Raw genomic sequence first — 13,398 nt, forward strand, 5'->3', positions numbered from 1 at the left:
TCGGTATATCCCATGGCCTTATTGAGGAAACCGCGCCCGGATTGGCCGGCGCTTCAAACAGAAACCCCGGGGGGTCATGGCTTTCGATTCGGCACTTGGTCAGCGCATTGGGGGCAGCTGGGGCACCATCGCCACGCTGGCGTCGGTGGACGGGACCGCGACTCATCCGCTGCCGCACGCCCTATCGGGCCTGAACGTCGCCGTGCGCGACCTGACGGACGCAGTGCATGCCCTGTGCTGGCTCCATGGCCGCCATCCCGGCGTGATCGATCATGCCGTCGTGCATAGTCATCAGGCCGCGGCACAGGACTGGCTGGAAAGCGCCGCAGCGGCCTTCACCGAGGAACGCTCCTATCTCGCGCACCTCACCGCGGCGGCCGGCCCCCTGCCCTCGACCCCCGGCCAGGCCGAGTCGGAAGCAGCCGTGGCGGGGCAGCGCCACGCGCTCGACATGCTTGCCCAGTCGGATCGTACCGGTTGCGCGACCGGCGCGGCGATCGCGCTGGTGCTCGATTGGTCGGCGGTCCGCGTGATGCTCGATGCCGCTGCGCGCCGCTTCGGCGTGGAACCGCCCGTATCGACGCTGCCGGATGAGATGGAGACTGCCTCGCTCGTCTCCGCGCTTGCCGAGACGCCGGCGATCGAGCGGGCCATGGCCTTTGGCGCACAGCAGATCCTGGCCCAGCATCGCGGCCTGTGGGACCTGCTCGAAGCCCGGGCGAGCGCCCGCAACCACCAGTAACCGACAAGCAAACACTGGCTTGCCTTGGGGCGCAAAACCCCTCTATCCCAAACCCGATATTCGAAACGGGATTGGACGGCTGGATGAAGCGCTTCGAAGGTACCCAAAGCTATGTCGCGACCGATGACCTGAAGGTCGCGGTCAACGCCGCCGTCACCCTGCGCCGCCCGCTGCTCGTCAAAGGCGAACCCGGCACCGGCAAGACCGTCCTCGCCTATGAGATCGCCAAGGCGGTCGGCGCGCCGCTGATCGAATGGAACGTCAAGTCGACGACCAAGGCGCAGCAGGGCCTGTACGAATATGACGCGGTCGCCCGGCTGCGCGACGGCCAGCTCGGCGACGAGCGGGTGCACGATATCTCCAACTATATCCGCCGCGGCAAATTGTGGGAGGCGTTCACTGCCCCCGAAGTGCCGGTCCTGCTGATCGACGAGATCGACAAGGCCGATATCGAATTCCCGAACGATCTGCTCCAGGAGCTCGATCGCATGGAATTCCATGTCTACGAGACGAAGGAGACGGTCCGCGCGGTCGAGCGCCCGATCGTGGTCATCACGTCGAACAACGAGAAGGAACTGCCCGACGCCTTCCTGCGCCGCTGCTTCTTCCACTATATCAAATTCCCCGATCGCGAGACGATGCAGGCGATCGTGGACGTGCATTTCCCCGGCATCCAGAAGCTACTGGTGTCGAAGGCGATGGACATCTTCTACGACGTCCGCGACGTGCCGGGCCTGAAGAAGAAGCCCTCGACCAGCGAACTGCTCGACTGGCTGAAGCTGCTCCTCCACGAGGAAATGCCGTTGGAGGTCCTGCAGAACCGCGACCCCACCAAGGCAATCCCCCCTCTCCATGGGGCGCTGCTCAAGAACGAGCAGGACGTGATGCTGTTCGAACGCCTCGCCTTCATGGCCAAGCGCCAGGCGAACAAGGGCTGACCTCGATACTACCGTCACCCTGAACTCGTTTCAGGGCCCATGCGCGGCCAGTCGTCACACGAGCGACGCTCCTGAGGCGAGGCACCGCGCCCGGATGCTGAAACAAGTTCAGCATGACGAACTTGGACGCGCGACCAAAACATGATTTACCCAATGTAAACCACTAACGGATACGGAAGCTTTGGGGGGGCATCATCAAGGTGCCCGTGTATGCGTATCTTTTCTTCCATTGCCGTTCTGCTGGCGGCCTGTGTCTCGTCGCCCGTCAGCGCGGCATCGCTGCTCGATTATGTCGGCCAGTGCGTGCCTTTCGCGCGCGCTGCCAGCGGCATCCAGATCTACGGTGACGCCTGGACCTGGTGGGACCAGGCCGACGGCAAATATAAGCGTGGCGACAAGCCTCGTGTCGGATCGGTCATCGTCTTTGCGAAGACCGGCCGCCTGCCGCTTGGCCATGTAGCGGTGATCAGCCGGGTCGTCACCCCGCGCGTGGTGATGGTCACCCATGCCAACTGGTCGCGCCAGAACGGCGAACGCGGCCATGCCGAGCAGGACGTGACCCTGACCGATGTCTCCCCCCGCAACGACTGGAGCGATGTGAAGGTCTGGTACCGCGACAGCGAGGGCCTCGGTTCCACGACATACCCGGTCTATGGCTTCATCTACGGCACGCCCGAAGCGAGGCAGATCGCCAAGGCCCGCCCAGCCTCGGAACTGACCGGCGACGATCCCGATTATGTCGGCGCGATGATCGACGTCTACGCTCGCTGATCCGGACGTACGAAAAGCATCGACTTCCTCCGCGCCCTGCGCCTAACGTCATACCATGTTCCTGAACTTTCTCGACGAGCTTCGCGCCGCCGGCATCCCGGCGAGCATGAAGGAGCACCTGATCCTCCTCGAAGCGCTCGACCGCGACGTGATCGAGCGCACGCCCGAGGATTTCTATTACCTCTCCCGCGCGGTGTACGTGAAGGACGAGGGGCTGCTCGACCGGTTCGACCAGGTCTTCTCCAAGGTGTTCAAGGGTATCGCCACCAGCTTCGGCACCCAGCATGCCGACATTCCCGAGGAATGGCTCCGCGCCGTCGCCGAGAAATATCTCAGTCCCGAGGAAATGGAGGCGATCAAGTCGCTCGGATCCTGGGAAGAGATCATGGAGACGCTGCAGAAGCGGCTTGAGGAGCAGCAGGGCCGGCACCAGGGCGGCAACAAATGGATCGGGACCGGCGGCACCAGCCCTTACGGCAATAGCGGCTACAATCCCGAGGGAGTCCGCATCGGCGGCGAGAGCAAGAACAAGCGCGCGCTGAAAGTGTGGGACCAGCGCGACTTCAAGAATCTCGACAACACCCGGGAACTCGGCACCCGCAACATCAAGATCGCGCTGCGCCGCCTGCGCCGCTTCGCGCGCGAGGGCGCCGCGGACGAACTCGACATCGACGCGACGATCGACGGCACTGCGCGCCAGGGCTGGCTCGACGTCGTCATGCGGCCCGAGCGGCACAATGCGGTCAAGCTGCTGCTGTTCCTCGATGTCGGCGGCTCGATGGATCCCTGGGTGAAGCTCTGCGAGGAACTGTTCTCGGCCGCGACCAGCGAGTTCAAGAACCTCGAATTCTTCTATTTCCACAATTGCCCGTATGAGGGCGTGTGGAAGGACAATCGCCGCCGCTTCACCGAGCGCACGCCATTATGGGACGTGCTGCACAAATATGGCCATGATTATAAGCTGGTGCTGGTCGGCGACGCCTCGATGAGCCCATATGAGATCACCCATCCGGGCGGCTCGGTCGAACATTTCAACGAGGAATCGGGCGCGGTGTGGATGCACCGGCTGACCACCACCTACCCGGCCGCCATCTGGCTCAATCCGGTGCCGGAGCAGCAATGGGGCTATTCGCAATCGGTCCGCATCATCCGCGAGCTGATGAACGACCGCATGTACCCGCTGAGCCTGGGCGGCCTCGACGATGCAATGCGGGAGCTGACGCGCAAGCGATGATTCGGCTTCCCAACGCACTCGACGGGCTGTGGCGGAAATATTTCGGCCGCTACGAGATCGACGATCCCCGTCCGATCGCGGAGAACGCACCCTATACCTATTTCCTGCCGTCCGAGAATGAATTGCTAGCGTTGCAACCCGGCGATCAGGCCAAGATCATCTTCCGCTCCATCCCGCCTGGTCGACTATGGGATGCGGAGCGAATGTGGATCGACATCACGGCGGCCGACGGCGACTCACTGACGGGAGCACTCGACAATAATCCGTCGGATACGCCGCAGCTCAAGGCTGGGGATGTCATCCAGTTCAAACGGTCGGATGTCATCGATCTGATCTGGGACGAAGAGCGGACGACACCGCCGCCTCCCCGTACGGGTCGCAGCGAATATTGGGATCGCTGTCTCGTGGATCGTTGCGTGATCGACGACGGAATGAAGGTCCATTATCTTTACCGCGAAGAACCCGAAATCACCCCGGACGATCGATATCCCGATAGCGGCTGGCGGATCAGAGGCGACTATCGCGGCATCGACGACACTGAACTCGGCGATCGCGAGACGGAGTATATCGCCTTGGGATCGGTACTGAACCACGACGATTCATGGCTGCACCTGATCGATGAGCCGGTTGGCACCGCCTTCATCCGCAACTGGGAGAGCGATATGTTCGAGCTGTGCGGCGAATAAGCAAAGGCATGCCTCGCTCTGCCCGTGGATGCTACAGGTTCAATATAACAAATATGGCTTCCGCGCTTCCGCCCATACAGCCTCATCGACATCAGCGACGGCATCGAGATCGGCCGGCATCGCCGCCGCATCGTCGACCCATTCGCGCAGGCCCGGCCCGCCATTGATCACATCGATCGCCAGCTTGCCGAACTCATATTCATACGGGAAATCGCGCCATAGGTCGTAATCGGGATAGAGGCGCCTGATCGCCTTGAACCCCAGCGCCTGCACCCGCCACGGCTGGAACAGGTGATGGTCGTAAAATGGCCCTTCGGCATGGATATGCACGCCGCTGCAAAGCTTTCCGACGTGCTTGTGGAAGGTCGGCTGGAACCAGATGTCACGCAACGCGCACCCGTTCAGCCATTCCGGCCCAAGCCGCTGCATCTCGGCGATCACCGCCCGGGCATCGATATCGGGGGCGCCGAACAGTTCGAGCGGCCGCGTGGTGCCGCGCCCTTCCGACAGAGTCGTGCCTTCCAGCATCACCGTGCCGGCATAGGCCCGCGCCATGTTGACGTTTGGCGCGTTCGGGCTCGGGTTGATCCAGATCCGCTCTTCCGGCCAGCCGAAGCCCGGCGCAGCCTCGGGTGCCCAGCCCTGCATCTCGATCACCCGGTAATCGACATCGAGTCCCTTGAGAGCGACGAACCAGCGTCCGAGTTCGCCCAGGGTCATGCCGTGGCGCATCGGCATCGGCCCGGCACCGACGAAACTCTCCCAGCCAGGCAGCAGCGTCAGCCCCTCGGTGGGCCGTCCCGCCGGGTTGGGCCGGTCGAGCACCCAGACCGATTTGCCATGCTCCGCCGCCGCTTCCAGCACGTAGAGCAAGGTCGTGACGAAGGTGTAGATGCGGCAGCCAAGATCCTGCAGGTCGAACAGCATCACGTCGAAGGTGCCCATCGACTGGCCGGTCGGCCGCCGAACCTCGCCGTACAGGCTGAACACCGGCATGCCATAGGTCGGGTCGGTGAAGTCGGGCGACTCCATCATATTGTCCTGCAGGTCACCCCGCACGCCATGCTGCGGCCCGAATACCGCCGTCACGTTCAGCCCGCTCGCCACCAGCGCATCGAGCGAATGAGTCAGGTCCTCCGTCACCGAGGCCGGGTGGGCGAGCAGGGCGACCCGCTTCCCCTCCAGCGGCTTGCGCAGGGCGGGGTCGGCGAGCAGGCGATCGATACCGAATTTCATGAAGCGGTCGGTGCCGCGAGCCGCGCGGTAAAGCAATCCCGGGCGTGGAAATCCTCGGGTCCCGCCGGATGTGCGAGCGCCCAGAAGGATTTGGTCCCGTCGCGTTCCTCGATCACCGTCGTCAGCGCGACATCCCAGTCCGCCCCCGCCAGTCCCGACAGATCGGCAGTCGCGCGAAGCTCCGCGACGTCCGGTCTGGGCTGCCACACCACCTCGCTCACTCTTGCACCATCGGCCCGCCGCATGCCCGTCCGGTGATCGTCGAAGTCATAAGCCGCCCATTGGCTCGATGGCGCGATGTTGAGCTCGACATAGCGCGGCGTGCCCTGCTTGCCGACAAAGGCCTCGAAGCAGCTATGCCGCCAGAGTTCGTCGGTGAAGGCCGGTTCCGACGGCACCGGCCAAAGCACGTCGCCGATCGCGCCGGTCACGCGGTAGGTCAGGTGAAGCGTTCCCCCGTCCCGTCGCGTCGTGACGGTGATCGAACGCACGGCACGGCTCGGGCAATCGGGACGGGGAACGAGCATAAACGTGTCGTCTTCACCCACCCCTTCTTCCTTCCCCGCCCCTTCTTCCTTCCCCGGCGAAGGCCGGGGCCCAGTTGGAACGTCGGTCATGGTTGAACGATCCGCTCGTAAAGATCGTCCCAATCAGGGTTCAACCCCTCGATCTCGCGCACCTTCCACGCTCGCTTCCATTCCTTCATCCGAACCTCTCGCACTCTTGCCGACTCAAGATCGCTGTGCACCTCGTACCAGACCAATAGCCGGCAATCGTATTTCTTCGTGAAGCCCTCAATCACACCGTTGCAATGTTCCCAAGCGCGGCGGGTCAGGTCGTTGGTGGAGCCGATGTAGATCGCGCCATTGCGCTGATTCGCCATGATGTAGACATAGAACTTCCCGCCCAAACTACCGCCTTCCGACTGGACCCAAGCCTTCGCCGGGGAAGGCAAAAGGTTGCTGAACGCGCGCCGCAAGGCAACGACTGGAAAATCCCGCGTAATGCGCCTATGTGGCGCGTTCCCCATGGCAACGATCCTCCCCACCCCGCCGAAAATCGGCATGGTTTCGCTCGGCTGTCCGAAGAACCTGGTCGATAGCGAACGCATCCTGACCAAGCTCCGCTCGGACGGTTATGCGATGTCGCCCGACTATGCCGGCGCGGACGTCGTGCTCGTCAACACCTGCGGCTTCCTCGATTCCGCCAAGGAAGAGAGCCTCGAAGCGATTGGCGAAGCCATTGCCGAGAATGGCCGGGTGATCGTCACCGGCTGCATGGGCAACGAAGCGGAGACGATCCGCGCCCGCTTCCCCAATGTGCTCGCCGTCACCGGCGCGCATCAATATGAGGAAGTGGTCGGCGCGGTGCATGAAGCCGCCCCGATGCCACCCAGCGCCTTCCTCAACCTGGTGCCCGAAAGCGGCCTGAAGCTCACGCCGCGCCACTACAGCTATCTGAAGATCTCGGAGGGCTGCAACCATCGCTGCTCCTTCTGCATCATCCCGTCGCTGCGCGGCGATCTGGTCAGCCGCCGCCCGGATGCGATCCTGCGCGAAGCGGAGAAGCTGATCGAGGCCGGCACGAAGGAACTGCTGGTCATCAGCCAGGATACCTCGGCTTACGGCGTCGACATCAAGCATCAACCGCGCCTGTGGCACGGCGAGGAAGTGCGCGCGCACATGACCGACCTGTCGCGCGAGCTGGGCAAGCTCGGTGCCTGGGTGCGGCTGCATTATGTCTATCCCTATCCGCATGTCGACCAGGTCATTCCGCTGATGGCAGAGGGGCTGGTGCTCCCCTATCTCGACATCCCGTTCCAGCACGCCTCGCGCGCGGTGCTGAAGGCGATGCGTCGCCCGGCCAATGAGGCCAAGGTGCTCGAGCGAATCAAGAACTGGCGGGCGATCGAACCCGACATCGCCATCCGCTCGACCTTCGTCGTCGGCTTCCCCGGTGAGACCGAGGATGATTTCAAATATCTGATGGATTGGCTCGAAGAAGCCCGGCTCGACCGCGTCGGCGCCTTCCGCTTCGAACCCGTCGAAGGCGCCGCGGCAAACGCCCTGCCCAACTCCGTGCCCGAAGAGATCAAGGAAGAGCGCTACGCCCGGTTGATGGAACTGACCGCGCGCATCTCGGCCGAGAAGCTGGAAGCCAAGATCGGCCGCACGCTCGACGTGATCATCGACGCGGTCGAAGGAGACGGCGCGACCGGCCGCTCAAAGGCTGATGCGCCGGAGATCGACGGCGAGGTCCATCTCCGCGACGCAGGCCATCTCCGCCAGGGCGATATCGTCCAGGTCGAGATCGAGGATGCCGACGAGCACGACCTGTTCGGCGTCCCGCTGCAATAACCCACCGCACGACGTGCATTGACCGTGTATTGCTATAGCAATACACTCAACCTTGTCGGTGACATGAGGGTGAGAATGATGAAGGCCGTAGTCCTGATGGCGGTGCTCGCAGCCGGCCTCACCGCCTGCGGCCCTACCCAGTTCGACGAGCTTTCCTATTCGGTCGATACCGATGGCGGGCAAGGCGTCGCGCTTTTCACCTGCCGTAAATCGTCGAGCGGCAAGTGCATCTTCCGCTTCGATGGCGCCGCCAGCCTCGCCACCTCCACCATCGCCGTCAACGAGACGGGAGCCGTCAGCGGCGTCGGCCCCGGCAGCAGCTATTGCGCGACCACGGGCGCCAACGGTGCGAAGTGCAATCCCGGAACGTTGCAGAACGGCAAGCAGGCGATCCGCCACGCCAAGCGCAGTTCATAGGCCCCTCGTCCGGCTTTCCTTCAGTTCGTTTCAGCCTGTGGAACGCTCGCTGCGGAAATAGGCAAAGGTCATCCACATCGCGACCGCGCCGAGCAGATGCCACACGGCGTGCCCCTGGATCAGGCTCGACGGCGAGCAGGCCAGCCCATGCTGATCGAGATTCCAGATCGCAAAGGCGATCGCGTTGACCAGGATACCCAGCAGATAGAAGCGGAGCCTGACACCGGGCCGCCGCGGCCGGGCGAAACCGAGCTCGAGCAGGATCGCGAGGATCAGCACAACCGCGAACAGCCAGCGCCGCACCTCGGGCGCGACGATCAGCACCGCGACCAATGCCACGCATAGCAGCGCATAAAGCTGCACAGCGTGCCGGTCCGGAATGCCCCTCCAGCGGGCGAGTGCGCTCACCAGCAGGAACGATCCGACCAGATACATGCCGACCACGTCGAAGAACTGGCCCCACAGGGTGAGAGTCGCATGCAGTAGCACCGATCCCAGCCCGACGATGATCGCGGTGACGCCGAATGCTGTCGCAGCGACCGGCGTCATTGCCGATTGCCAGCCCGGCCCACGCGCCAGCACGATCATCAGGAAGCCGGCAAAGACGAACCCGAGCGACGACCAGCTATTGGCCGGCTGCAGGATCAGCGCCCCGATCCGCGGCACCTCGCAGAAGCACCGGGTCGCCGTGCAGCTCGCCGGCGCATAGACGCTCCAGTCAGGCCCGAACGCCATCAGTAGCAGGACGGTGCCGAACCCCGCCAGCACGGTCAGCCCGAGCGCAAGCGCCAACTGGCGCGGCCATGGCTGCTGCATCACGCCCCCTGGGTCACAGACGGGAAGCTAAGCCAGGTTCGCCTTGTACAGTTTGAGCAGCTCGCCCCAGGCCTTCTCGGCCGCAGCCTCGTTGTAGGTCTGGCTGGCCGGCACGCACCATCCGTGATCGGCCGGATACACCTCGACCGTTGCCGGGCGCCCGGCTGCCTCGAAGGCCTTTTTCAGCACGTCCTTCGCCTCGGGCTGCCGCGCATCGTCATTCTGTGCGACGGCAAGCAGATAGGCAGCCTTTGTCTTCGGGATCAGCAGATGCGGGCTCGACGGCTCGGCCGTGACCAGCCCGCCACCGTGGAAGCTGCCTACCGCGCCGATCCGTCCCGGCACCGCGGCGGCGGTGCGGAAGGACAAAGGCCCGCCCATGCAATAGCCCTGGACGCCGACCTTCTTCTTTTTGTCGGTCTGGGGCTGCAAATCGAGGAAAGCGAGATAGGCCGTCGCATCCTTGTCGACGCCGGCATCGGTCATCGCCGCACGGAAACCCATGACCTGCGCGCGCTGGTCCGGCTTGTTGAAGTCGAACGCGCCATCGACCACCGGCGCTTTCTTGCTGCGGTAAAAGGGGTTCGTCACCAGCACGACATAGCCCTCGTTCGCCAGGCGCCGCCCCATCTGGCGGAACACCGGCCGCAGTCCGAGAATGTCGGGCCAGACCAGCACCGCCGGCCACGGCCCCTTGCCCTTGGGATAGAAGAGTGCGGCATCGGCCTCGCCGTCAGCCGTCTTCACCGTCACGTCCGTCTCGACGACATTTTCCGCAAGCGCGGTGGTCGCCAGCCCGGCAACCGCCACGCCAGCCATCACGAACTGCCGGCGGGACAGTTCAGAGGTTTCGACCAGGCCTTGATGGATCTCGCTGTCACACATGCCGGCTCTCCCGATTTCGTATCGGCGCCATTCGACGTGCGGGGGCGGTTCGAGTCAAGAGCGGCGGTGGCGCATATGACTCATTCGTCATGTCCGACCCCTTCCCTTTGCCGCGCGAAGATGAAAAGACGGTGCCCCACCCACTTGATGGCGACTGATCCACGATGCTGATCCGCTCGACGCTGACCACGGTTGCCCTGTTCACCGCGACGCTCGCCGCGACACCCGCCTTCTCCCAGGCACTTACCGCCGAAGAGCGCACCCAGGTCGACCGGATCGTCAACGACGCGCTGATCGCCACCGAAGTCCCCTCCGCCTCCATCGCGGTGGTGCGTGGCGGCCAGATCGTCTTTGCCAAGGCCTATGGCAAACAGTCCGAGACGATGCGTATTCCGCGCGACGAGGCGCCATACCAGATCGCCTCGGTATCCAAGCAGTTCACTGCCGCCGCGATCCTGCTGCTCGCGCGCGACGGCAAGCTCAGCCTCGACGACAAGGTCGCCAATTACATTCCCGACGTGACCGACGGCGACAAGATCAGCATCCGCCAGCTGCTCAGCCACACCTCGGGCCTGCAGGATTACTGGCCGCAGGATTACAGCTTCAAGGCGATGGCCACTCCGGTCACGCCCCAGGGCATCGTCGATCGCTGGGCGAAGAAGCCGCTCGATTTCGTCCCCGGCACCCAGTGGCAATATTCCAACACCGGCTATGTCGTCGCCGGCATGATCGTCGAGAAGGTCGCCGGCATGCCCCTGCTCGATTTCCTGAAGCTGCGCGTGTTCAAGCCGCTCGGCATCACCGCCTATGATCAGGACCTCGCGATCGGCAAGGGTTTCCCCCAGGGCTATGGCCGCGCCGCGATGGGCCCGGTGCGCGTCGCGACGCCCGCCGCCCATGGCTGGCTGTTCGCCGCGGGCGAGCTGGCGATGAGCGCCGGCGACCTGGCGAAATGGGACGTCGCCCGCCTCGACCGCAAGATCCTCCAGCCCGACGACTGGATGCTCCAGGAAACCCCGGTCAAGCTCAACGACGGCACCTCGACCGGCTACGGCCTCGGCGTCTCGATCGGCGCCGCCAATGGCCGCCGCTTCATCGAACACACCGGCGAGGCGGTCGGCTTCCTGTCCGAGAACATCGTCTTCCCGGATGAAAAGGCAGCGATCGTCGTGCTCACCAACAGCTGGTCGAGCGATGCCTTCGTCACCATCGGCCAGGCGCTCGCCAAGACCCTGCTCCCGGCCCCATCGCCGCCCGCCGACCCCGCCGATAGCGCGGCGCTGGCCAAGGCGCGGCAGGTGTTCGACCAGCTCCGCGACGGCAGGCCCGACCGAAGCCTGCTGACCGAGAACGCCAATTATTATTTCACGCCGCTCACCATCACCGATTTCAGGGACAGCCTGACGCCGCTCGGCGACCCGCTGGTCTTCGCCCAGACCGGCCGGGCGCGGCTGCGCGGCGGCTTTGTCGGCCGCACCTTCCGCGTGACCTATGCCAACAAGGCCCTGACGATCAGCAGCTATGCCGATCAGAGCGGCAAGATCGAACAATTCCTCATTGCCCCGGTGCAACGCTGATGCCCATGAAACTGCTCCAGGCCGATCGCGGCCAGCCCGCCCGCACCATCGAGATCGTCGAGGCGGCGGGCTTCGATAGCTGGCTGAGCGCGCAGCCGCCCCGCGTCCGCGCCGCTGCCGCGGCGCAGAAGCTGACCGGCAAGCCCGGCAGCAGCGCCACCCTGCCCGGCGATGCAGCGGATGAATGGTCGGTCGTGCTGGTGGTGAAGGAGGCGTCGCTTGGCGCATGGGACCTCGCCCGCGCCGCCGAGACCCTGCCCGAAGGCACCTATCGCCCATCGCGCGACGCCGGCGCCGCGATGCTCGGCTGGGTGCTCGGCCAGTATCGTTTCGACCGCTATCGCAAGCCCGAAGGCGAAGGCCCGCGCGTGCTGCTGTCGGGCGAGCCGGCGCGGTTCGAGGAGATCGCCCGCATCGCCGCCGCCACCAACAAGGTGCGCGACCTGGTCAATATCGGCGCATCGGACCTCGGCCCTGCCGAGCTCGAGGCCGAGGTCGCCGCCCTGGCCGAGGCGCATGGTGCCACGCTTCACGTCACCAAGGGCGAGGCGCTGGCGAAGGGCTATCCCATGGTCCATGCGGTCGGCCAGGCGGCCGCCAAGGGCCGCGAGCCGCGCCTGATCGAGCTTGAATGGGGCGACCCGAAGAACCCGCGCATCGCGCTGGTCGGCAAGGGTGTGTGCTTCGATTCGGGCGGGCTCGACATCAAGCCGTCCTCAGGCATGCGGCTGATGAAGAAGGACATGGGCGGCGCGGCGCATGCGCTTGCGCTGGCCGGGCTGGTCATGGCGGCGCGGCTAAAGGTGCGGCTCCACCTGCTGATCCCCGCGGTCGAGAACGCCATCGCCGGGAACGCCTTCCGTCCCGGCGACGTGCTCCGCACCCGCAAGTGCCTCACGGTCGAGAACACCAATACGGACGCCGAGGGCCGCCTGATCCTCGGCGACGCCCTCACCCGAGCCGGCGAGGACAAGCCGGAACTGATCGTGGATTTCGCCACGCTCACCGGTGCGGCCCGGGTCGCGGTCGGCCCCGATCTCCCGGCGACGTTCGTCAATGACGAACCTCTGGCCGACGCTCTGCTCGCCGCCGCACGCGACGTGGACGATCCGTTATGGCGCCTGCCGCTCTGGGATGGCTATGACGAGATGCTCAAGTCCGACATCGCCGACATGGTGAACGCCCCCGATGGCGGCTATGCCGGCGCGGTGACCGCCGCCCTGTTCCTGCGCCGCTTCGTGCCGGAAGGAACGCCCTGGGCGCATCTCGACACCTTCGCCTGGCGCCCGTCCGCCAAGCCCGGCCGCCCCAAGGGCGGCGACGCCCTCGGCCTCCGCGCCGCCTGGGCGATGCTGAAGGCGAAATATAGCTGACGCGACAGACGCCCCTTCCCCTTCCTGTTCCCCGGCGAAGGCCGGGGCCCAGTTGGGCAGGCTTTCGTGACGACGCGCAACGCCTGCGCGGCGACGTCCCCCGACTGGACCCCGGCCTTCGCCCTAGGACGTTCACACATCTTGCGGTTCGGTGTTCGATCTGATTCCCTTGAGGGGTTTGATCGGAGGGCGAGTGATGAAGTCAGGGCTGGGCTGTTTTGGGGACCTGCGCCTTCAAAAAGGGGGGCGTTTTTGCTGGGTCGGTTGGTGGGCACCGGCGCGGCGCGGGTACGGGTACGCTCGCTTGGTGGGAGCCGTGCTGGAGAGATGCGGATTACGCGTTTTTTGCGCAACGCGCGCGTGACG

At 64.8% G+C, this 13,398-nt stretch carries 14 protein-coding genes; 9 read left to right on the top strand and 5 right to left on the bottom strand.

From position 1 onward, the window contains the following. Nucleotides 1-76 precede the first annotated feature (76 nt). The 5 genes from AC1DT7_RS15315 to AC1DT7_RS15335 all read left to right on the top strand — a co-directional run bounded on the left by AC1DT7_RS15315 (nt 77) and on the right by AC1DT7_RS15335 (nt 4,371). Complete coding sequence (locus tag AC1DT7_RS15315; RefSeq protein WP_478036889.1) at nt 77-742, top strand: DUF6975 family protein; 666 nt, start codon at nt 77-79, stop codon at nt 740-742. 83 nt (nt 743-825) lie between these two features. Beyond that, nucleotides 826-1,680 carry an AAA family ATPase gene (locus AC1DT7_RS15320; protein ID WP_478036890.1) on the top strand — a complete coding sequence of 285 codons (855 nt, stop codon included), beginning with the start codon at nt 826-828 and terminating at the stop codon, nt 1,678-1,680. A 210-nt stretch (nt 1,681-1,890) separates the two neighbouring features. Further along, complete coding sequence (locus tag AC1DT7_RS15325) at nt 1,891-2,451, top strand: CHAP domain-containing protein (RefSeq protein WP_478036891.1); 561 nt, start codon at nt 1,891-1,893, stop codon at nt 2,449-2,451. A gap of 55 nt (nt 2,452-2,506) precedes the next feature. Then, a complete protein-coding gene (locus AC1DT7_RS15330) occupies nt 2,507-3,685 on the top strand; it encodes a vWA domain-containing protein (RefSeq protein ID WP_478036892.1) in 1,179 nt (392 codons plus the stop codon). Next, nucleotides 3,682-4,371 (top strand): immunity protein Imm33 domain-containing protein, encoded by a 690-nt coding sequence (locus AC1DT7_RS15335; protein ID WP_478036893.1) that lies wholly within the window; start codon nt 3,682-3,684, stop codon nt 4,369-4,371. The genes AC1DT7_RS15330 and AC1DT7_RS15335 overlap by 4 nt, the downstream gene beginning before the upstream one ends. A 39-nt stretch (nt 4,372-4,410) precedes the next feature. Here AC1DT7_RS15335 and AC1DT7_RS15340 read toward each other — a convergent pair whose 3' ends face one another. From AC1DT7_RS15340 to AC1DT7_RS15350, 3 genes are all read right to left on the bottom strand, one after another. After that, entirely contained in the window at nt 4,411-5,607 is a 1,197-nt protein-coding gene (locus AC1DT7_RS15340; protein ID WP_478036894.1) for an exo-beta-N-acetylmuramidase NamZ family protein, read from the bottom strand. Beyond that, nucleotides 5,604-6,098 (bottom strand): DOMON-like domain-containing protein, encoded by a 495-nt coding sequence (locus tag AC1DT7_RS15345; RefSeq protein ID WP_478036895.1) that lies wholly within the window; start codon nt 6,096-6,098, stop codon nt 5,604-5,606. The genes AC1DT7_RS15340 and AC1DT7_RS15345 overlap by 4 nt, the downstream gene beginning before the upstream one ends. Nucleotides 6,099-6,220: 122 nt before the next feature. After that, the gene (locus AC1DT7_RS15350; protein ID WP_478036896.1) at nt 6,221-6,637 is read right to left on the bottom strand and encodes a GIY-YIG nuclease family protein; all 417 of its coding nucleotides are present in this window, start codon (nt 6,635-6,637) and stop codon (nt 6,221-6,223) included. Between AC1DT7_RS15350 and rimO the strand changes: the two genes are divergently transcribed. Continuing rightward, a complete protein-coding gene (gene rimO, locus AC1DT7_RS15355; RefSeq protein ID WP_478036897.1) occupies nt 6,636-7,964 on the top strand; it encodes a 30S ribosomal protein S12 methylthiotransferase RimO in 1,329 nt (442 codons plus the stop codon). The genes AC1DT7_RS15350 and rimO overlap by 2 nt on opposite strands. Before the next feature lie 75 nt (nt 7,965-8,039). Next, complete coding sequence (locus AC1DT7_RS15360) at nt 8,040-8,381, top strand: hypothetical protein (RefSeq protein ID WP_478036898.1); 342 nt, start codon at nt 8,040-8,042, stop codon at nt 8,379-8,381. A gap of 30 nt (nt 8,382-8,411) precedes the next feature. Here AC1DT7_RS15360 and AC1DT7_RS15365 read toward each other — a convergent pair whose 3' ends face one another. After that, nucleotides 8,412-9,197 carry a ceramidase domain-containing protein gene (locus tag AC1DT7_RS15365; RefSeq protein ID WP_478036899.1) on the bottom strand — a complete coding sequence of 262 codons (786 nt, stop codon included), beginning with the start codon at nt 9,195-9,197 and terminating at the stop codon, nt 8,412-8,414. Nucleotides 9,198-9,224: 27 nt separating this feature from the next. Further along, a complete protein-coding gene (locus AC1DT7_RS15370) occupies nt 9,225-10,082 on the bottom strand; it encodes a dienelactone hydrolase family protein (RefSeq protein ID WP_478036900.1) in 858 nt (285 codons plus the stop codon). A 164-nt stretch (nt 10,083-10,246) separates the two neighbouring features. Here AC1DT7_RS15370 and AC1DT7_RS15375 point away from each other — a divergent pair, with 164 nt between their 5' ends. Beyond that, on the top strand, nt 10,247-11,659 hold the full coding sequence (locus AC1DT7_RS15375; protein WP_478036901.1) for a serine hydrolase domain-containing protein: 1,413 nt from the start codon (nt 10,247-10,249) through the stop codon (nt 11,657-11,659). A 5-nt stretch (nt 11,660-11,664) separates the two neighbouring features. Beyond that, nucleotides 11,665-13,032, top strand: coding sequence for a leucyl aminopeptidase family protein (locus AC1DT7_RS15380; RefSeq protein ID WP_478036902.1), 1,368 nt, complete (start codon nt 11,665-11,667; stop codon nt 13,030-13,032). Nucleotides 13,033-13,398: the final 366 nt, after the last annotated feature.

The organism is Sphingomonas sp. P3_C6 (assembly GCF_056402595.1).